At 61.0% G+C, this 19,617-nt stretch carries 15 protein-coding genes; 2 read left to right on the top strand and 13 right to left on the bottom strand.

Features of this window, described 5'->3' with window-relative positions; translation table 11 throughout:
- Positions 1-34: 34 nt before the first annotated feature.
- The 4 genes from IB265_RS30580 to IB265_RS30565 form a co-directional block, all read right to left on the bottom strand.
- The gene (locus IB265_RS30580; RefSeq protein ID WP_057251291.1) at positions 35-238 is read right to left on the bottom strand and encodes a hypothetical protein; all 204 of its coding nucleotides are present in this window, start codon (positions 236-238) and stop codon (positions 35-37) included.
- Between the two features lie 363 nt (positions 239-601).
- Complete coding sequence (locus IB265_RS30575) at positions 602-1,363, bottom strand: FkbM family methyltransferase (RefSeq protein WP_057251292.1); 762 nt, start codon at positions 1,361-1,363, stop codon at positions 602-604.
- Positions 1,364-1,469: 106 nt separating this feature from the next.
- On the bottom strand, positions 1,470-1,934 hold the full coding sequence (locus tag IB265_RS30570) for a cyclic nucleotide-binding domain-containing protein (protein WP_057251293.1): 465 nt from the start codon (positions 1,932-1,934) through the stop codon (positions 1,470-1,472).
- A gap of 91 nt (positions 1,935-2,025) precedes the next feature.
- Positions 2,026-4,728, bottom strand: a complete 2,703-nt coding sequence (locus tag IB265_RS30565; RefSeq protein WP_057251294.1) for an ABC transporter transmembrane domain-containing protein — start codon at positions 4,726-4,728, stop codon at positions 2,026-2,028.
- Between the two features lie 304 nt (positions 4,729-5,032).
- Here IB265_RS30565 and IB265_RS30560 point away from each other — a divergent pair, with 304 nt between their 5' ends.
- Positions 5,033-5,707, top strand: a complete 675-nt coding sequence (locus IB265_RS30560) for a hypothetical protein (protein WP_057251295.1) — start codon at positions 5,033-5,035, stop codon at positions 5,705-5,707.
- Between the two features lie 100 nt (positions 5,708-5,807).
- Here the strand turns inward: IB265_RS30560 and IB265_RS30555 are convergent, their stop codons facing one another.
- From IB265_RS30555 to IB265_RS30515, 9 genes are all read right to left on the bottom strand, one after another.
- Positions 5,808-6,944 carry a glycosyltransferase family protein gene (locus IB265_RS30555; protein WP_113133802.1) on the bottom strand — a complete coding sequence of 379 codons (1,137 nt, stop codon included), beginning with the start codon at positions 6,942-6,944 and terminating at the stop codon, positions 5,808-5,810.
- Positions 6,944-8,188 (bottom strand): glycosyltransferase family 4 protein, encoded by a 1,245-nt coding sequence (locus tag IB265_RS30550; protein WP_057251297.1) that lies wholly within the window; start codon positions 8,186-8,188, stop codon positions 6,944-6,946. The genes IB265_RS30555 and IB265_RS30550 overlap by 1 nt, the downstream gene beginning before the upstream one ends.
- A gap of 4 nt (positions 8,189-8,192) precedes the next feature.
- Positions 8,193-9,410 (bottom strand): glycosyltransferase family protein, encoded by a 1,218-nt coding sequence (locus IB265_RS30545; RefSeq protein WP_057251298.1) that lies wholly within the window; start codon positions 9,408-9,410, stop codon positions 8,193-8,195.
- A gap of 69 nt (positions 9,411-9,479) precedes the next feature.
- On the bottom strand, positions 9,480-10,655 hold the full coding sequence (locus tag IB265_RS30540; protein ID WP_057251299.1) for an ABC transporter permease: 1,176 nt from the start codon (positions 10,653-10,655) through the stop codon (positions 9,480-9,482).
- Positions 10,652-11,650 carry an ABC transporter permease gene (locus tag IB265_RS30535; RefSeq protein ID WP_057251300.1) on the bottom strand — a complete coding sequence of 333 codons (999 nt, stop codon included), beginning with the start codon at positions 11,648-11,650 and terminating at the stop codon, positions 10,652-10,654. Before IB265_RS30535 ends, IB265_RS30540 begins: the two co-directional genes overlap by 4 nt.
- A 1-nt stretch (position 11,651) precedes the next feature.
- Positions 11,652-13,553: an ABC transporter substrate-binding protein gene (locus IB265_RS30530; RefSeq protein ID WP_057251301.1), complete on the bottom strand. Its 1,902-nt coding sequence runs from the start codon at positions 13,551-13,553 to the stop codon at positions 11,652-11,654.
- On the bottom strand, positions 13,550-15,442 hold the full coding sequence (locus IB265_RS30525) for an ABC transporter ATP-binding protein (protein ID WP_057251302.1): 1,893 nt from the start codon (positions 15,440-15,442) through the stop codon (positions 13,550-13,552). The genes IB265_RS30530 and IB265_RS30525 overlap by 4 nt, the downstream gene beginning before the upstream one ends.
- Positions 15,443-15,563: 121 nt before the next feature.
- Positions 15,564-16,514, bottom strand: a complete 951-nt coding sequence (locus IB265_RS30520) for a polysaccharide lyase (protein ID WP_057251303.1) — start codon at positions 16,512-16,514, stop codon at positions 15,564-15,566.
- Positions 16,515-16,522: 8 nt separating this feature from the next.
- The gene (locus IB265_RS30515) at positions 16,523-17,872 is read right to left on the bottom strand and encodes an adenylate/guanylate cyclase domain-containing protein (protein WP_057251304.1); all 1,350 of its coding nucleotides are present in this window, start codon (positions 17,870-17,872) and stop codon (positions 16,523-16,525) included.
- 374 nt (positions 17,873-18,246) lie between these two features.
- Here IB265_RS30515 and IB265_RS30510 point away from each other — a divergent pair, with 374 nt between their 5' ends.
- Positions 18,247-19,584 (top strand): nucleotide sugar dehydrogenase, encoded by a 1,338-nt coding sequence (locus IB265_RS30510; RefSeq protein WP_057251305.1) that lies wholly within the window; start codon positions 18,247-18,249, stop codon positions 19,582-19,584.
- Positions 19,585-19,617: the final 33 nt, after the last annotated feature.

The raw sequence follows: 19,617 nt of genomic DNA, 5'->3' as shown, positions 1-19,617 counted from the left end.
GCAAAACCCGACATAGTGGCAGGGAAGTCTAACCTTATCGCTCCGAAATTCTTGTTTTCGATATCATTTTAAACATCAGATAGAGAAACAGGACCGGCCAAAAAATGCAGATGAGCAGCCCAGCAAAGCGATACATGCTCCAAGGCGCACGCGCCTGCAAACCTTCAAGAAAAGTCATCGCCAGGAGAAACAAGGCGGTCAGGCAATAGGCGGCAGACGCAAAATACATCCATGACATGCGGTCGCCCTCACGATACAATATCAAGCTTCCTGCATGAACCCTTGGATCGACCTCAATCTGAGGACAAAGGCATGCAGCAAATCAAAGTACTACAACAACCTTTGCGCGTCTCATATGACGCGCGGCGCGGTAAGCAATAGCGGCCAAGAAATTTATAGCACTGAAAATTACGTCTTTAAACGAAGAATTAACATTCTCTAAAGAATGGTTAACCATGCCGGCTCCGCGCCTGTTGTCGGCGGGAGCCTGTCTCGCTCGAGAATGATCCCGCAGGACGTGACCTGAACGCCTATCGCCGAGCGCGTCTGCGCGAAGAGACAGCCATCTGCTTCAAGCGGTGGGTGCCGTTCTCGCAACCGCCTAGCGGTCGCGCTGCCTGGAAACGAACAAAAGGTCGAAGCCCCGAAACTCCCGGCGGGCGATCGATTTGCGCAGCGCCGCCCAGATCGCCGAGGGATTGTCGAGGCTGAAGCCGCGCAGGCTGCGGATCAGGCGCATCGTGGCTGTAATCGTGCGAATGGCGCGGACCACTGAAGGACCGCTCAGCGAGGCAAAGAGGATTTGCGGGTGCACCGCAAGCAGGACGCCGGCTGTGCGTTGCGGATCGATAGCCCGGAACTGATCCAGGGCACGATACTCATATCCCTCGATGTCGATCTTGAAGCAGAGCCGCTCGGTCCGGGCCATGGTCTGAAGCTCGGCGATCGTAACCGTCTGCGCCCGGATCGCCTCGCCGTTGTCGTCGGCAATCAGCGCGGAGGTTTCCGAGCTGCCGAAACCGCCGCCGACAGAGTGCAACACCAGCACCTCGTCCTCGGAAAGTGCGGCGTTGATCACGCGCACCTCACCGCTGTTTTCGGGCTGCATCTCCTTGAGGATGCCGAAGCAAACGGGGTCGGGCTCGACGGTGATGACGTTGTCTGCGATCTGCGCGGCCCAATAGGGCGTCACTCCGATCCATCCGCCGATGTCGATGAAGGTCGTCTTGCGATCGACAAGGCGCTCGATGTTCTGAAACGTACAAGGCTCCCAATCGCCATTCTGCAGCCGCGCGAAGAAACGCTTCTTCTCCGGCTTTTCGGGAAACTGAACGGTTTTGCGGAAATAGGTGATCGAACGCATGTCGCCTGTCTAGCCGATAAACCCGCCAAGCGGAATCCCTTTTGCGAAAGGCTCACATGCCCCGAGGGAATGTCTCCACATGGTACAGCTTAGGTTGCGAGGTGCGTCAGGCGTCAACCCGCTCGACCTGGTTACGGGCTTCGCTGAGTTCGGCCGTGGTCTGGGCCAGGCGGTCAGCCAGGACACGCATGATTTCCACCGCCATCTCGGGAAAGTCGGCCAGCAGCTTGAGGAAATCCTCCTTGCGAATACGCAAGGCTTCGAGCGGTGTGGTGGTCCGCACGGTCGCCGTACGAGGCGTATTACAGAGGATGGCGATTTCGCCGACGATCGAATTTTGCTCAAACTCGGCAATCTTGAAGGGCCCGCCGGCGGTGTTGATCAGGACCTCCGCCTTGCCGGAGAGAATGACATAGGCCGCATCGCCGATGTCGCCCTGATAGAACAGCGCGTCGCCGGCACCGTACATCACCCTGTCGGACGTGAAGGCAAGAAGCTTCAACTTTGCCGGCGGCAATCCTGAAAACAGGGTTATCCGGCGCAGCATTTCAACTTCATCCTTGAGCAACATCACAATCCGTGTCTCCGATTTCCCGTCGGGAGCAGTCTGCCTCCCGCATCGCGGCGGGACCATATGCTCGTGCCCTGACATTAATATTACATCAAGATGCCATTTCCTTGTAGTCGCGTCCGTCATCCACTGCGGCATCGGCACCGGTGTCATGAATCAGGCGCCCATTCTCGAACTTTGCGACACGGTCGAAGAGGTCCATCAACGAGGGATTGGCAAGAACCCAGACGATCGCTGGATCGCGCCCGGCCCGGTCAAGCATCGAGAAGACGTTGCGCACGACCTGCTCCTGGACGCGTTGATCGAGCGCAAGCAGCGGCTGGTTGAAGATATAGAAATCGCAGGCGCGGATAAGCGCGCGCGCAAGATCGAGCTTCTGTCGCTGTGCTGCCGTCAGACGTTTGCCCCCCGCGCCGACATTGTAGTCGAAACCGAAAGCCAGCACTTCGTTATAGAGGCCGCCGGCTTCGAAGAGATCGCGGACAATCGCCCGGATCTTTTCCGACCCATCGGCATGCTTGTGGCCAATACGCCCGAAGAGCACGTTGTCGATGATGCTGCCTGAGGCAATGTAACGGTTCGGACGATAATGCTCGATCATTCCAGCGAGGTCGGCCGGCAAACCCTCATCGAACTCACGGCGCGTGGCAACAACCTTCGCCATGACCTCTTCCGTCAGCAAACCGAAGCGGTGCCGCGGCTCGATGTAATCGAAGCACAGCCGGATGATCTTGATCTGATCGTCTTCGGAAACCTCGGCCTTGCCGCGACTGCGCACCTTCTGCAGGATGGCCTCGTAGACAGGTATTTCCTCGGCGGTCATGAAGGTCAGCTGCTGGAAGAACGGGTGATCCGGCGGCAAGTCGCGGAACAGTTCGACGACGTTCTCGGCGATCTCGATCCCCATCGCGTAGAATGTGTCACGCAGCCCGACCCGTTGCAGGATTGTCTTGAAGAACGGGTGGTTCTCAAGCGCGTTCGCCCACATCGCCTGATCGGTGATCGTGCCAAACAGCATGTTTTCGCCGATCGTCGCCTCGATGTTGTAGGTTCCCGGTTCGAAGAACACGACGAGATCGCTGAGCTTTTCCTTTTCAAGACGTTGCCTGAGCGCGCTGCGCATTTCGACGATGCCGGCTGCGAACGCCGCATGGCGGTTCGCGTCGATCGTCGAGCGGACGGCCAGCGCCATCACGTCATTGGTCAGCAGCACGGCGTCGAGAACCGGGCGGATCTGCACGAGCAGATCATCCGGACCGCTCGCCCCGGCCGAACCGTAGTCGAGCCAGTCGCTGTTGACATCCAGATGCGGATTGCCGGCCAGGCGCGCCTCGGTCACTTCCCACTTGCGGTGCGTAGCGCCCTCCCCTTCGTAGTTTACTTCCGTCAGCGGAGCGTGCTTGAGGCCGTAGAGGATGTTGTCGCCGAGGCTGCCTTGGAACACGTAGACATCGGACGAAGCGTAGGCGATCCGACGTCCGGTAACCGATTCCGGGATCTCCAGAATGTCCTGGCCGCCGATGACCACCTTGCCGCTCGCCGGCCAGACCAGCCGGCCGAAGGCCTCCGCCAGCACCTCGCCACCGCCTGTCAGCGCCACCTTCTCGCCAGGCTGCACCTGAAGCGACACGTGGTCGAGCACGGTCGAGCCGCCGTCGTCGATCACCGTCAGGTTCACCGCCGCCAGCGGACCACTCAACGATTCGATGGTCCCCGCCGCAACGGCCTGAACCTTCGGATCGAGCAACGGATCGACGCTGAATTGCTCGACGACCTGCGCGTACTTGACCTGAACGTCCTGGCGAGCCTGATCCCAATCGATCAGTTCCTTCAGCGGACCTGGCAGGTCCTTATAGGCGCCTATGACGGCAACGAGCTGACCGATATCGAGGCGACCTTGAAGCGCGAAATAGCCGCCGATCGCGTAGAACAGGAAAGGCGTGACCTGCGCCAGGAAATTGTTGATGAACTTGACGAGGAACTTCCACTGGTAGAGGTCGTAGCGGATCTTGAAGATCCGGCCGAGCCGCGCCGCGATGTCGGCGCGCTCATAGTTGGAGGTATCGTGCCCGCGGATGGCACCGATGCCGTCGACGATTTCGCTGACACGACCGGAGAGTTCGCGCGCCGTCAGCTGCCGTTCACGCCCAAGCACCAGCAGCCGCTTGCGCATGCGCGGGATGATGACCGCCTGCACGGCGACGATCAGCGTCGCGATCAGACCGAGCCAGAAGCTCTGCAGCAGGATGAACACCAGCGCCGTCAGCGCCTGGCCGCCGAGCAGCGCCGGCGAGACGAAGGCGTCACCGGTAAAGCCGCCGAGCGGCTCGACCTCATCCTTGATCATCGTTGCGATTTCGGCCGGCTTCACTCTTTTGAAGTGGCTTGGCGGAAAGCGGAGGACACGATCGACGAGTTCGAAGCGGATGCGCCGCAGCAGGCGCTCGCCAAGCCGGCCCTTGAAAGTGTTGATGTAGAACTTGAAGAGGCCGTTGATGACCACCAGCAGCAGGAAAACCAGGCTGAGCGCGAGCAGCATGCCTTCTCGGCCGAGATGGAAACCGTCAAAGACATTGATCGTTCCGAAATACGGCAAGTCGAACGAAATCGGCAGGAAGGCCTGCGTCGCCTCCGGACTGTCGAAGCCGTCACCCTGGATCGGTCCATTGACGATCTGCTTCGGCAGGTCGAAGGACAGGAAATAGGGGATCATCGACAGCGCGACGATCACCAGAATCCAAAGCTGATCCTTGCGCGTGTGGGCCCAGATGTAGCGGGAAAGGCGTGGTTCCATGTGTCTGGCAATAGGACCTTATTGAACACGATAGCTGCTGGCGTGGCGGGCTGCCGTTTGCCTCACCACGCATCATTCCTCGGCGAAGCCTCCGGATGGGTGCCTGTCGGCGCTCGATCGCGAAGTGGATGCCTGCATATTCCGTCCGGCGCCGAATCCGGTTCTGTCGATTATGCAGGTGCGAGGGAAATCTGCAATGGACGTGGTTTCGACTCCACTGCCGCGAAAGCAACCACAGAGAACGTCACTCTCCGAAGCACACGCCGTTATTGCACTCGCCCGGCGCCCAGCTTACAACGAGAGCATGAAACACACCAGCCACCCGACTTCCCAAACCAGCGATTGGTACGAGCATGCCTTTGATTTGGCACGCGGTATCGCCGCCTATACGCAGAGCCCCCTCATCGAAGGCGTCGCGAAGGTAATCGCCAAACATCCCGAAGCCCACATCGCCAACGCCTTCAATCACAAGCAGATTGCCTGCAAGCTCTGGGCGCGCGACACGCTTTTGAGTGTTGCTGGTTCATCCTACGCCAGGATTGCGATCCTCGGCGGTTGGTATGGCATCCTGGGCGCGATGCTGCTGGAGGATGCGCGCTTCAACGTGGCTGCGGTCGACAGCTTCGACATCGACCCGGATGTGGAAACGGTTGCGCGAACCCTGAATTTTGCCTTCCCGGAGAAATTCCGTGCGGTCACGGCCGACATGTATGCGATCGACTATACGACGCTTGGGGCCGACCTGGTCATCAACACGAGCTGCGAACACATCGCCGATCTGAGGTCGTGGCTCGATCGCATTCCCGCTGGCACGCGCGTCCTCTTGCAATCCAACGACTATTTCAGCGAGCCCACCCATATCAATTGCGTGGCCTCCGTCGAGGAGTTCACGAAACAGGCGGCGCTTTCGGCGGTCGAATTTGCCGGCGCGCTGCCGACGAAAAAATATACCCGCTTCATGCTGATCGGCACGGTCTGAGGGCGGCTGGGGCGCCGCAGCGAAGCGAGCTATCTGTCTGTCGAATAGCACCGCAAACCGGCCACACGTTCACAGAAGCCGCCGCCCGCGCGGAGACCGATCAAAGAGCCGTGCGGCCTTCCAGGATTTCGGCGGTCTTCATCGCGCCGTCAAGATCCAGCGGCGGAATGTTCGGCTTCGGTCGCCCCAGCATCGCTTCGACATCGCGCGCCAGCCTCTCGGGCGTCACCTCCGCCTCCGGCAGAACGCCGGCAAGGCCGAGCTTTTCGAGCCGTTCCGCTCGGGTCGACTGCTCGGTTTCGCCGCCGGCGACGAAAGGGATCAGCAGGGATCCGCAACCGGCGCGGATGATGTCGCAGACCGTGTTGTAGCCGGCCTGAGAAACCGAAAGCCGCACGCCCGAAAGCAGGCTCGCGAAATCCTTGCGGAAGCGGAAGAGCTGCACGTTGCCGGGCGCGGCAGCTTGCAAGGCGTCATAGTCCTGCTGCGGCAGGTTCGGCCCCGTGACCAGGCACCATTGCAGCTCGCGCGGCAGCAAGCTCGCCGCCTGCAACGCCGCGCCGATCAGTTCCTTCCCCACCGCACCGCCACCGGCCGAAACGAGTACGTCGAACGTTTCCGTCGGAGCGTCCGGTGTCGGCCCCGCCACGAGGCCCGTATAGGCGACCTTGTCCTCGATCTCGGCCGCATAGGGATAGGTCTCTTCGAGCCGCGCGAAGGCAGGGTCCCCATGCACGAGCACGAGGTCGAAATACGCCCTGACGACGTCGAGTGTCTCCTCGGCGCGGCCGGGTTTCGTCCGCTCCTGCAGGATGTCCCTAAGCGAAGCGGCAACGAGGGGTCTTGGGGTCTGCCTTTCGATCACCTCGAGCAAGGGCATCAGCTCGAAACGCATCTGGCGGCGGCCGAAAGGGAAGGCTTCGAAGATGACGATATCGGGATCGCATTCAAGGTACGCCTCGATCAACAGCTCCCGGCGCCGATCCTTGAAGGCGTCGCTCACCGGATTTCCCTCGCTGTCGGCAAGGCCGGAAAAGCCCTTGTCGCCCGCGAGCACCGGCGGAAGGGCCACATGCTTTACGTCACTCCCCGGGAATCCCGGAACCGGGCTGCCGCCGGTCACGACGGTCACCTCGAAGCCCCTGGCGGCAAGGGCGCTCGCGATCCGGCTCGCCCGCGCCAGATGGCCGATGCCGAGGAGATGCTGCACGTAGAAAAAGACACGGCGCGCACGCATCACGCGGCTCTCCATTCGCTGGCAAACAGCCCTGCAAGCTGATCGATACTGGTGTGGTGATCGAATTGCGCGCGGACCTTCCGCTCCGCCGCACCGCCCAGGCCGTGACGGAGCGCGGGATCTCGGATGAGTTGCTCCAGGGCCCGTGCAAGCGCCTGCGGGTCTTCCGACGGGACGACCCTGCCGTTCTCACCATCGATGAGAAGTTCCGGAACGCCGGAAATCGCCGTCGAGACACACGGCAGCCGTTGGCTCGACGCTTCGACAAGCACGTTGGGCAACCCGTCGCGATCGCCGTCGGCGGTGATCCGGCAGGCAAGCGCGAAGATATCGCTCGTCCGGTAATGCGCCAGCACGTCGGTCTGGTCGAGCGCACCCTTCCAGGCAACCCTGTCGGAAACGCCAAGCTCGGCCGCAAGCCTCTTGAGCGTGCTGGTCAGTTCACCGGCACCGATATGCTCGAACCGCCAATGAAGGTCCGCCGGCAACAGCGAGAGTGCCTTCAGCAAGACGTCGTAGCCCTTCTTGTCGACGGCGCGGCCGACGCTGACGATGCGGACGGGATCCGAAGGGTCGGAACCATTGCGGTCAGAATGCGTGCCCTCGAAACGAGGGAAACGATCAAGATCAAGGCCGTGGTAGCTCAGATGCACCCTCGCCTTTTCGCTCGTCAGGCTCTTCAGATGTTCGTAGCCCATGCGCGTGCAGGTGACCGTCCAGCGCGCCCGGCCAAGCTTTTCGGAAAGCTCCCAGTCCGGCGACGTCCAGATGTCCTTGGCATGCGCCGAGCAGGTCCAGGGCGTAGCGGCGATCACGCTGGCATAGGCGGTCACCGAAGCAGGCGTATGGATGAAATGCGCATGCAGCCAGCGCGGATTGCCCGGCCATTCCGAAGCGAGCACGACCGCCTGCCCGAACCGGCGAAAGCGGTTGCGGCTGAAATCGCGGCGCAGGTCTTTCAGAAAGAGCCCGAATGCCGGCCAGAAACCCGGCTTCGGCAGGGAACGCACGAGACCGCGCAGCACCCGCAGCGGCTCTTCATGCAGATATTCGGGCAGATAGTGAACATCGGCACGAATCTCGTAATGCACCGGATGACGTTTGCCGTCGGTCGGACGGCGAAGCGAGATCAGTACGAGATCTAGTCCGGCCCGCTCAAGGCCAAGCAGTTCCTGCGCGATGAAGGTTTCCGAAAGACGCGGATAGCCCTTCAGCACGACTGCAATCTTGCGATCTGTCGGCAATGCTTCAGCTCGATTTCTTCACGATATTCAAGTGGTCGCTCGACGGCCGGTCGAGCCACCGACCAACGATCTCGGAGATATGCACGAGCCCTTCCAGCCGCAAGCCGTTGGCGGTGCTTTTCGAAGGCGGCGCCCGGGACGGCAGCGCCTTCAGCGCCGCCGCCAACCGCAGCGGATCGTCCGCTTCGTCCGGCAACAGCATTTCGATGAGCCCAAGCTCGGCCGCGCGGCGGGCGCGGATCAACTGCTCCTCGCGCGGTTGGATGCGCGGCACGATCAGCGCCGGCTTGTCGAAGGAGAGGATTTCGCAATAGGTGTTGTAGCCGCCCATGGCGACGACGCCCTTTGCGCCGGCGATGAGCTCTTCCATGCGATTGTCGAACTCGATGATCTTGATATAGGGGATCTTGCTGCCCTTGCGGATCAGCTTTTCCCGCTTCTTGACCGGCATATAGGGCCCGAGCACGATCAACGCATTGTGCGTAAGCTCCGGGTCCTGCTGGTAAGCGTGGATGACGTCGTGGATCAGGTCCGCACCGTCGCCGCCGCCCCCCGTGGTGACCAGGATATAATCGCCCTGCGGCTTGTGGCCCGGCAGTTCTTCCCGCGGAACGCTGCGCTGCAGGAAGCCGACGAAATTCATCCGGTCGCGGACAGCCGGCGGCACTTCGAGCTCGGTCAGCGGATCGTAAAAATCCGGCGGGCCATAAACCCAGATCGTATCGTAATACTGCTCGATCTTGCGCATGGTGTCGCGCCGCTTCCACTCCGCTTCCAGCAGATGCGGCGCATCCATGACCTCGCGCAAGCCCAAGACCAGCGTCGTGCCATGCGCCTTCAGATAGGTCAGCGTCTCCTCTACCTCGCCGCGCAGGCCCATCGGCTCCTTGTCGACGATGAAGATGTCCGGCTTGAAGGTCTCGGCTGTGTGGCGAATGATTGCCTGACGCATCTTCAGCGTCTCGTCGAGCTCGATATGACGGTCGAGCGAGGTGTAGTCGCCATTGTGCAGCTTGATGACGCTCGGAATCTTCACGAAGTCGACGCGCGCACGGTAGTCGAACGCACCGGCGATCGTCGCGCCGGAGATGATCAGGATGTTCAGACCGCGGTAGTCTTCCACCAGGGAATGCGCGATCGTGCGGCACCGCCGGAGGTGCCCAAGCCCGAACGTATCATGGCTATACATGAGGATCCGGGCATCTTCAAAACGCCGCATCATGCAAGAAACCTTTCGCTCAGGATCAATGAACCGTTCGGCGCTGACTGGTTGTCAGCTTCAAACCGGGCTTCATTTGTAGGGATCGGCTGCGTCACGCAACCCATCTCCCAAGAAGTTGAACGCCAAAATCACAAGAATGACCGGAATTGTGGGAAATAGGAGCCAGGGGTAGAAAGCAATAACGCTGACGCTCTTGGCCTCCGTCAAGAGAATGCCCCAACTGGTGATGGGGGGTCTAAGACCGAGACCGAGGAAGCTCAGAGCCGTCTCGCCGAGGATCATGCCGGGGATCGAGATCGTCGCAGTGGCGATCAGATGCGACATGAAGCCAGGCACGAGATGCCGGCCGATGATGCGGCTGCTCTTTGCGCCCATCAACTGGGCCGCAAGCACATAATCCTCCTCGCGCAGCGCCAGCAGTTTCGAGCGCACCGCGCGCGCAAGCCCCGTCCAGTCCAGGAGGCCAAGGATGATCGTGATCGCCAGATAGATCAGGATCGGACTCCAGGTCGCCGGCATGATCGCTGCGAGCGACAGCCAGAGCGGGATGCTCGGGATAGACTGCAGGACTTCGATGACGCGCTGGACGACGAGATCGAAGACGCCGCCGTGATAACCAGCAAGGCCACCGATGACGATGCCGAGCACGAAACTGACGGTGATGCCGAGCAGGCCGATCGTCAGCGAAATTCGGGCACCGTAAATGATGCGCGACAACACGTCGCGACCGAGACGGTCCGTCCCCAGGAAGAACGCCTGACCGTCCTTCGCCGGGCAAACGAGATGCACGTTGCTGTCGAACAGGCCCCAGAAACGATAGCTGTCGCCCCGGCAGAAGAAACGCAGTCGCTGCACGTCCGTGACATCGTCGGCATAGTTGCGCTTCAGCGTTTCCATATCCAGCGTCATGGTCCGTCCATAGACGAAGGGACCGACGAACTGGCCCTCATGGAACAGGTGCACCGCCTGCGGCGGTGCGTAGATGTAATCCATGTTGCGGGTATGCAGGTTGTAAGGCGCCAGAAACTCAGAGACGACGATCGTGAGGTAGAACACCGCGAGAAAGATGCCGGAGACGAGCGCGAGCCTGTGGCGGCGGAATTTCCACCACATCAGGCGAAGCTGGGAAGCCTGGTTGACGCGCACCTGCTCGTCGGTCATCGCCTCGACGGAATAGGGATCGAAGGGAGCAGTCGATACGTAATGCGGCAAGGGCTCGCCGGGCGCCGGAAGAAATGACGTCACTTGGTGCTCCTGCCTTGCAGCCGAATTCGAGGATCGAGAATGGCGAGCGCGATATCGGAAATCAGCACGCCGATCACGGTTAGGAAGGCGAGGAACATCAGGAACGAACCGGCGAGATACATGTCCTGGCTTTGCAGGGCCTTGATCAGCATCGGCCCGGTGGTTTCCAGCGACAACACGATCGCGGTGATTTCAGCGCCGGAAATGATCGCCGGCAGGATCGAGCCGATATCCGATATGAAGAAGTTCAACGCCATGCGCAGAGGGTATTTGACCAGCGTGCGCATCGGCGAAAGGCCCTTTGCGCGGGCCGTTACGACATACTGCTTCTGCAGCTCGTCGAGCAGATTTGCGCGCAGACGCCGGATCATGCCGGCCGTGCCCGCCGCGCCGACGATGACGACGGGGATCCAGATATGTTCGAGGATAGACTTCGCCTTGGCCCAGCTCATCGGCTCGGCCAGATACTGCTGGTCCATCAGGTGGCCGATCGAAATCCCGAACCAGATATTGGCGAAATACATCAGGATCAGCGCCAGCATGAAATTCGGAATGGCAATGCCGATCAAGCCCACCAGCGACAGGCCGTAGTCGCCCCAGCTATACTGGTGGGTCGCGGAATAGATGCCGATCGGAAAGGCGATCAGCCAGGTGAAGATGATGGTGACGAAGGAGACGAGGATCGTCAGCCACAGACGGTCGCCGACGACGGCGCTGACCGGCAGTTCGTATTCGAAGGAATAGCCGAAATCGCCCTGCAGCATGCCGCCGAGCCAGTAGACGTAGCGCAGGACCGGTGGCTGGTCGAAGCCGTACTCCTTCCTCAGCGCCTCGATCTGCTCCATGTCGACGCCTTCGCCCTGCGCCTTGATCTCAGAGACATAGCTCTCGAAGTAGTCGCCGGGCGGCAGTTCGATGATGGTGAAGACAAGAGCCGATATGATGAGGAGGGTTGGAACCATCGCTGCGATACGCCAGAGAATATATCGCAGCATGTCAGGCTTCCTGCTCGATCCAGAAGGTATCGGTTTTGTAAACACCAAAATAGGACGTGGGATCGAAGCCGTAGAGCCCCGTTTCCGGCACATTCCGCAGCTTCTTCGCCACGAGGATCGGCTGTAGCGAGGCGTTGACGATACCGATCGAAAAGACCTGGTCTGTGTAGATCGACAGCATGCGGGTCCAAATCTCCGTGCGCTCGGCGTCTTCAGCCGAATGCCGCCAGCGTTGCAACAGCTCCGTCAGTTCGACAGCGGCAGGCAGATCCGGCGGCTGGCCCATTTCGCCATGGGACAGGTAGTTGAGCCCCCAGACCGGCCATTGCAGCTGGTCGTCGGCCGTCGGCGCCAGTTGCCCCGGGTTCATGCCCGGGGTCGGAACGCCGTTGTCGAGCCCGAACCACATCGACATGACGATCTCGCCGCCGACAGCACGGCTGCGGAACGTGTCGCGCTGCGAGGTGCGGATGAAAAGCGATATCCCGACCTTCTGCCAGTAGTCGGTGACGAGCTGCAGCACGTCCGTCTCGAGCGTGCTTTCGCCGGCCGTTTCCACGACGATTTGCGCGGCCCTGCCATCGGGCAGGACGCGAATGCCGTCACTGTCGCGTTGCGTCAGGCCCGCTTCGTCGAGCAGTGCATTGGCTTGAGCTGGATCGTGGGCCACCCAAGCGTTGGCGAACTCCGGACGGAACAGCGGGCTGTCCGGCAGAACCGTGTCGGCGCTCTCCTTGGTTAAGCCGTAGAAGACTGCCTTGTTGATCTCGGTGCGGTCGATGGCCAGCGAGAGCGCACGGCGAACCCGCACATCCTGCAGCAACGACCGCCAGACCGTGTCGGAGCAGTTGAGGTTCGGCAACAGCGCCAGGCGCGAGCCTTGCGTCTTCTTCCACAGCAGTACCTTAACCGGGTACCGCTTCTCGGAATCCTTGAGGAAAGTATAGTCGACGAAGTCGATGCCCGTCGCCTGAAGGTCGCTTTCACCCGTGCCCGTCTTCGCCGGGATTAGCGCCGACGAGCTGACGTTGAGCACGAACTTGTCGATATAGGGAAGCTGCAACCCGTTCTCGTCGACGCGGTGGAAGTAGGGGTTGCGCTCAAAGATGAACTGTTCGGCAGGAAGCGACGTCGTGTTGCGCCATGGATCGAGCGTCGGAAGCTCAGGATTCTCAGGGCGATAGGAGCGAGCCATGCGCATATGGAGCTGGCTCCACTTCTTAACGCGCTGCTCCTTCATCAAAGCCTTGAGCTTGTCTTCTTCCTGATATTTCTCGTGGAACTGCTTGAGATAGGCTGAAGGCACCGCCACCACCAGCGGCTGCGGTGCGGCGAGCTTCTGCAGGAAGTCCGGGTTCGGCGTCGACCAAGTATAGCGAATGGTTCGCTCGTCGATGACTTCGAACTTTCCGGCTTCGCCGTCCATCACCAGCGCAGTCGGCAAACCGGCGGGGCTCAGCTTCTCGTTGTTGAGCACATCGTCCCAGCAATAGCGGAAGTCCTCGGTCGTCAGCGGTGTCCCGTCGGACCACTTGTGCCCTTCTCTCAGGTGGAAGGTGAAGATGCGGTCCTCTACCGTCTCGTAGCTTTCGAGGACATCCGCTTCGAGCTTCAGCGTTTCATCATAGCCGACCAGTCGGGCATAGCCGTAGACGGTCATGAGCCGGATGTCCTTGGCACTGCCGATGATCATCGTCACGATACCGCCATGCTTGCCGGGCGTGCGCCCCAGCGCCGCAACGTTGATGACACGCGGCGTCTTGGGCAAGCGCTCGTTGACCGGCGGAAGCTTGCCGTCGGCAATCAGCTTTTCAAGAAACGCCGGTTCACTCCCAGCAGCCAGGAGCCGCACGGGAAATGCCACGGATGCAAGCAATGCCAGTACAGTTCGGCGGGTGATCATGGCCGTAACTCCCTTGCATCCACGGACCGGCGCGCCAGCACGAAGTGGTCGCCACCGAGATCGGCGGGGATGAGCGTGTCGCCAGCGTCGTCGACGCGGAACTGCGGTCCCCAGCGCCGCATATCCGATCCTTCGCTGTCCTTCAGCCTGTCAAAGTCGAGCGGCCGATCGAGATCCGGATAGGGAACGGCCGCCAACAGCGACTTGGTATAGGGATGAACCGGCTTGCGCATCAGCACCTCGCGCGGCGCAAGCTCGACGATGCGCCCGGCGCACATGACGGCAATGCGGTCCGCCATGTAATCCACGACCGCGAGGTTGTGCGAGATGAACAGACAGGTCAGTCCCAGTTCTTTCTGCAAATCCTTGAGAAGGTTGAGGATTTGCGCCTGAACGGAAACGTCGAGCGCCGATACCGGCTCGTCGCAGATCAGCAGTTCCGGCACCAGCGCCAAAGCGCGGGCAATGCCAATGCGTTGACGCTGCCCGCCCGAGAAACTGTGCGGATAGCGGTTGATGAAGCGCTGGTCGAGCCCGACGGCTTGCAGCAGTTCGCGCACGGTCTCGACGCGCGATTTGCCCGTTCCGCGCCCATGGATCTCCAGGGGCTCGCTGAGAATGTTCTTGACGGTCATGCGCGGGGAAAGCGACGAAACCGGGTCCTGAAACACCATCTGGATCTTCGACCGGAGCGCCTTCAGTTCGTCGCCTTGAGCCTTCAGCACATCGACCGGACCTTCGCCGTTGTCGAAGGTCACCGAGCCGGTGTCCGGCGTTACCGCCCGCATCAGGATCTTGCTGACTGTCGTCTTGCCACAGCCGCTCTCGCCGACGAGGCCGAGGCATTCGCCGCGGCGGATATCAAAGCTGACATCGTCGACGGCGCGGTGATGAGAACTTTCGCCGCCACCAAACCAGGACGATTTTCGCGTTCCATATGTCTTCGAGAGGTTACGGACGGACAGCAGCACCTGTGGGCCGGCGCGCCGGTTGGCCACCGAAGTCCCAAGCACTGACCCGGCCTTGACCGGCACTTCGCGCAGCGCCTTCAGCCGTTCGCCGGGCTTCATGTCGAAATGCGGAACGGCGGCCATCAGGCCCTTGAGATAGGGATGCTGCGGGTTGCGGAAGATGGCCTCGACAGGGCCAGCCTCGACGATCTGCCCATGATAGATCACCACAACCTCGTCGGCCATGTTGGCGACGACACCGAGGTCGTGGGTGATCAGCAGCATTGCCATATTGAGCTTCACTTGAAGCTCGCGCAGAAGTTTAAGGATCTGGGCCTGTACGGTCACGTCGAGCGCAGTTGTCGGCTCGTCGGCGATCAAGAGGGCCGGTCGGCAGATCAGTGCCATCGCGATCATCGCGCGCTGGCGCATGCCGCCGGAAAGCTCGAACGGATACATTTCGTAGGCGCGCTTCGGCTTGGCAAAGCCAACATAGCCGAGCAGTTCCTCGGTCCGTGCCCGGCGTTCAGCCTTTTCCGCATCCGTGTGGATCTTCAGCACCTCGGAAATCTGGTTTCCGATCGTATGGAGCGGCGACAACGACGTCATCGGCTCCTGAAAGATCTTGCTGATACGCGTGCCGCGCAGGCTACGTATCTCATCACCTTCCCGCTCCAGCGAAAGCAGGTCGATGGGCTTTGCCGCCGTCGTGGGATCGTTGAACAGAATTTTGCCACCAACCCTGGCGACGTTGGGCAAGATGCCCATCACCGCCTGGCTGATTGCCGACTTGCCCGATCCCGACTCGCCAACGAGCGCCGTGACCTTGCCGGGCAAGATCCTGAAATTCGCATTATTGACGGCTTGAACTTCGCCGCCAAGCACCGAGAATGTGATCCGCAGACCTTCAACTCGAAGCAGGTCCGCCCCAGATGTCATAGCAGCACGCTTCCCTCATTGCTTTTTATCCGCCGCCTCTAAAAAAGACTAGCGCAGCTTCAGAGGGCTGTCCAGCATGGCCAACTGCAACCGGAGCATTGCCTCGTGCATCTTCAGTTGGTTAGAGCGCGGGGCACGTCCCGCCCTTCAGCACGTCGGCGCAGTTCGGCGAGCGGCGGAAGTCGTCATAGAACAGCGTCCAGTCGGTCGTATCGGCAGCCCGATAGGGGCCGAACTTGAAGTACTGATTCTTGCCGAGCCCCTTGTCGGCGTGGCCGACATGCCCCGCCACCGTGATGATCGGCTTGCCGTTGGCGAAGAGTTCGATGCGTCCCGTGCCACCGGCCCCCGGCAGCGTGTAGATCGCGAAGTCGATCCAGCCGGACTTCGGATCGGGCAGCGGATTGCCATGGTTGGTCACCTTGATGGCATCCGTGCAGGCGTTGAACAGACTGCCGTCTTCCGGTTTCCAGTTGCTGTCGGCGGCGACCAGCATACGCATCTGGTTGACGCTAGGCCGCCCCCACACCGGGATCTCGCCAGGCCTGCAGTTCGCCGGCGTACCTTCCGGGCCGGATGAGAGCGGCGCCATGTAATTCGTCTCCACCGTGACGAAGAGTTTGCCCGCCTCGAGGCGCAAAGCAAGGAACGGACTGAAATCACCTTCGGCGCCGGGATCGATCTCACGCTTCCATTGGGCGATCAGATAACGATGATCCTCCTTCGGGACCGGATCGGCGAACTTGACCGCGAAACCATACCAGACCCCCTGGTCGTAGGGCACGCGCAGCGCCGTCTTCTCCCAGATCTCGGCTCGCTCGCTACAACCGTCGAGGGAATCCGGACAGGTCGGAACGACGCTCAACTTGAGTGCGCCTTTGCCGGTGTGCGTCACCTGGTTTTGAAATTCCACCGTGCCCGCACTCTGCTCGAAGTTATCGCGATAGTAGAGCCCGCCTTCGGGTGCGAAATTCTGTCCCTCGAAGCCGTCTGACAGTTTGCTTTCCCACGGCTGCGCCATCGCGCCTCCGGCCATGGTGATGCTGGCGGCGACAAACACGGCTCGGAACATTCTTCCCCCTATTGAAGCATCTTGTCGATAAGGCCGCGCGGCGGCTGAAGCGGACGAGTATTGCGGTGAAGCAGCATGACATGTTCCGCCTCGGAAAGTCCATCCTGCAACACATCGTCGAAGCGCTCATCTGCTCTGGCAAGCAACGCTGCATCGTTGGGGTAGAGAATCGTGAATTTCTGCCGCACTCCGCGCAGTTTTTCCTGGCCGAGCGCCGTCCAATCTCCGCCGCAGTAATTGACGAAGGCCTCGCTGGCGACGACGCTATGCGCATATTTCTTGGTGAGGTTCTGCAACCGCTGCACTTCGTTAACGGCCGAGCCGAAGGCGGAGAAGGTCAGCCGGTCGCGCAGCCCGACATTGCCGAACATCACGTTGCCGACATGCAGCCCGATGCCGTAGCCGATGGGATCGCGGGATTGCTTGCGCCGTTCGCCGTTCAGCATCTCCATCCGCGCCGTTGCTGCGCGCACGGCGGCAAAGGCCTCGCGGGCGGCAAATTCGGACGGTTCCTTATGGCGCCCACACGGATAGACGGCGATGAACCCGTCGCCGACGAAGCTCAGGATATGGCCGCCATTGCGATTGAAGGGCGCGGCGATCGCGTCGAAATAGGTGTTCAACGTCTCGATATAGGACTGCCGCCCCTCCTTCTCCGCCAGCATCGTCGAGCGACGCATGTCGGCCATGACCAGGATCGCGCGCACGGTTTCGCCGTCGCCGCGGCGGACCTGGCCGCTCATCACGCGCCGGCCGGCACTGGAGCCGAGATAGGTGGTCAGCATATTGTCGGCGAGCTTTCCGAGCACCGCCATCTTCGCGGCGACCGCCAGGTGGTGTTGAAGCTTGAGCAACGCCCCGATCACATCATCGGTGAAGCCGCCATGGCGGTCCGTCGTCCAGGATCCGACCATGCCATGCCCCGAATCGGCGCCGAGCGATTGCATGAAGGCCAGATAGTCCGTGGCGCCCATCTCCTTGAGATCGTCGAAGATCGGGAACTCGGACGGCGTATCCTGGTAAAGACGCCGCCGGACATGCTCGAGATTGTTGTTGAGCAGATAGTAGTAGGGGCTCTGCAGGAAACGCTCGGGATTGAGCGCCAGCTCTTCGTGCCGAAGGCCGCTTACCTCGACGCCCTTGCCGCGGATCCAGGTAAAACCAAGCGCATCATAAAGCGGGTGCAACATCGAAAAGGAGAGATGGACGCGCATCAGCGGCAGGCCGGCGGCAGCGAGCCGCTCGCAAAAGCCTTTGACGATCGTTTCCAGCGGCGCGTCGCTGAGCGACGTCCGCATAAGCCAGTCGGCAACCTTGTCGATGAGGATTTCGGATACGTTGTCGTTCGTCGGGGCCATTTCGCGTCCTCACCATGACAGACCGTCCCGCGTCAGCATCCGGAGACGACGAACGCCCCGGCAAGTTGCCGGTCCATGTTCGCGGTGGATGATGATGAGCCGTGCCCGTTAAGAAAATGCTCCAACCGATTCCGGCGTCGATGACGTGCAGGCACCCGGAATGCGGCACTTATATGGTGCAGATATTGATGCCACCCGGCGATTTCCAGAGGCCGGGCAAAGTTTTTCTCGCATGATGTTTTGATAGAGAGCTCAAAGGCCTGTCCTTCGGCGTGACGCAGTGCCTCGCTTGACTTGGAGCTTGTTTCTCTCCAACAAACCACGACATGTTCGCGCGGCGCCACCCGTCTGCCCACGAGATCCGGAAAGCAAACTTGACCTCACCTCATTTCGAAAGCCTGCTCTCGTCCATCTCCGCCTCGAACGCCAAGGTCGGCGTCATCGGTCTCGGCTATGTCGGCCTGCCGCTCGCCATCGCCGCTGCTCGCGCGGGTTTTGCCGTCATTGGATTCGACATCGACCCCACCAAGATCGTCGCGCTCGACGCGGGCAAGTCCTACATCGCCGCCGTATCGGACGCCGCGCTCGCGAAACAGAGCGGTGCCGGCCGCTTCCGCTCGACGACGGACTTTCAAAAGCTGGCGGACTGCGACGTCATCATCATCTGCGTGCCGACGCCGCTTACCAAGCACCGCGACCCGGATCTTTCCTTCGTCGAAAAGACGTCACGCGCGATCGCGGCGACCCTCAGGCCTGCACAACTCGTCGTCCTGGAATCGACCACCTATCCCGGGACGACCGACGGCGTCGTGCGCACCATCCTCGAGGAAACCGGGCTCAAATCCGGCAGCGACTTCTTCGTCGGCTTTTCGCCGGAACGTGAGGATCCCGGCAATCCGACCTACGAAACGGTCAGCATTCCAAAGGTCGTCGCCGGCGATGGACCGCAGGCTTCGGCCTTGATGGAACGGTTCTATGCAGCCGTGGTGAAAACCGTCGTGCCGGTCTCCTCCAACGCCACGGCGGAGGCCGTGAAGCTCACCGAGAACATCTTCCGCTCGGTCAACATCGCCCTCGTTAACGAATTGAAGATCGTCTACGAGGCCATGGGCATCGACGTCTGGGAAGTGATCGAAGCGGCGAAGACCAAGCCGTTCGGCTACATGCCGTTCTACCCCGGACCGGGGCTTGGCGGCCACTGCATCCCGATCGACCCCTTCTACCTCACCTGGAAGTCGCGGGAATACGAGCTGCCGACGCGCTTCATCGAGCTTGCCGGCGAGATCAACTCGGCCATGCCGCGCCATGTGGTCAGCCGCCTCGCCGAGGCACTCGACCGCAAGGCTGGCAAGGCGCTCAGCCGTTCCAACGTCCTCGTCGTCGGCCTCGCCTACAAGAAGAATGTTCCGGATATTCGCGAAAGCCCGTCGCTGCGCCTGATCGAGTTGATCGAAGAGCGCGGCGGACGCACTTCCTATCACGACCCCTACGTCGCCGAGATCCCACCGACACGCGAACACGGTGCTTTGAAGGGCCGGCGATCGGTCACGCTCGACGCACAAACAGTCGCGACATTCGATGCCGTGCTGATTGCCACCGATCACGACCAGGTGGATTACGCGGCCCTTGCCGCTTCCGCCTCGCTCATCGTCGATACGCGCAACGTGTTCTACCGCAACAGACTGACCGGCGAGCATATCGTCAAGGCTTAGTCCGCCCGGCCCACCACGGCTGAAACAGGCGGC

The sequence above is a fragment of the Ensifer sp. ENS10 genome, assembly GCF_014852025.1.
Classification (GTDB): domain Bacteria; phylum Pseudomonadota; class Alphaproteobacteria; order Rhizobiales; family Rhizobiaceae; genus Ensifer.
The sequence above is the reverse complement of the archived record's forward strand: the minus strand, read 5'-3'. Positions and strand labels throughout refer to the sequence as shown.

Bases quoted from the DNA above. Each gene is read 5' to 3' on its own strand.
- IB265_RS30530 (WP_057251301.1), bottom strand. From the start codon at position 13,553: ATGATCACCCGCCGAACTGTACTGGCATTGCTTGCATCCGTGGCATTT.
- IB265_RS30545 (WP_057251298.1), bottom strand. From the start codon at position 9,410: ATGATGCGGCGTTTTGAAGATGCCCGGATCCTCATGTATAGCCATGAT.
- IB265_RS30575 (WP_057251292.1), bottom strand. From the start codon at position 1,363: ATGCGTTCGATCACCTATTTCCGCAAAACCGTTCAGTTTCCCGAAAAG.
- IB265_RS30520 (WP_057251303.1), bottom strand. From the start codon at position 16,514: ATGTTCCGAGCCGTGTTTGTCGCCGCCAGCATCACCATGGCCGGAGGC.
- IB265_RS30565 (WP_057251294.1), bottom strand. From the start codon at position 4,728: ATGGAACCACGCCTTTCCCGCTACATCTGGGCCCACACGCGCAAGGAT.
- IB265_RS30560 (WP_057251295.1), top strand. From the start codon at position 5,033: ATGAAACACACCAGCCACCCGACTTCCCAAACCAGCGATTGGTACGAG.
- IB265_RS30535 (WP_057251300.1), bottom strand. From the start codon at position 11,650: ATGCTGCGATATATTCTCTGGCGTATCGCAGCGATGGTTCCAACCCTC.
- IB265_RS30525 (WP_057251302.1), bottom strand. From the start codon at position 15,442: ATGACATCTGGGGCGGACCTGCTTCGAGTTGAAGGTCTGCGGATCACA.
- IB265_RS30580 (WP_057251291.1), bottom strand. From the start codon at position 238: ATGTCATGGATGTATTTTGCGTCTGCCGCCTATTGCCTGACCGCCTTG.
- IB265_RS30570 (WP_057251293.1), bottom strand. From the start codon at position 1,934: ATGTTGCTCAAGGATGAAGTTGAAATGCTGCGCCGGATAACCCTGTTT.
- IB265_RS30515 (WP_057251304.1), bottom strand. From the start codon at position 17,872: ATGGCCCCGACGAACGACAACGTATCCGAAATCCTCATCGACAAGGTT.
- IB265_RS30555 (WP_113133802.1), bottom strand. From the start codon at position 6,944: ATGCGTGCGCGCCGTGTCTTTTTCTACGTGCAGCATCTCCTCGGCATC.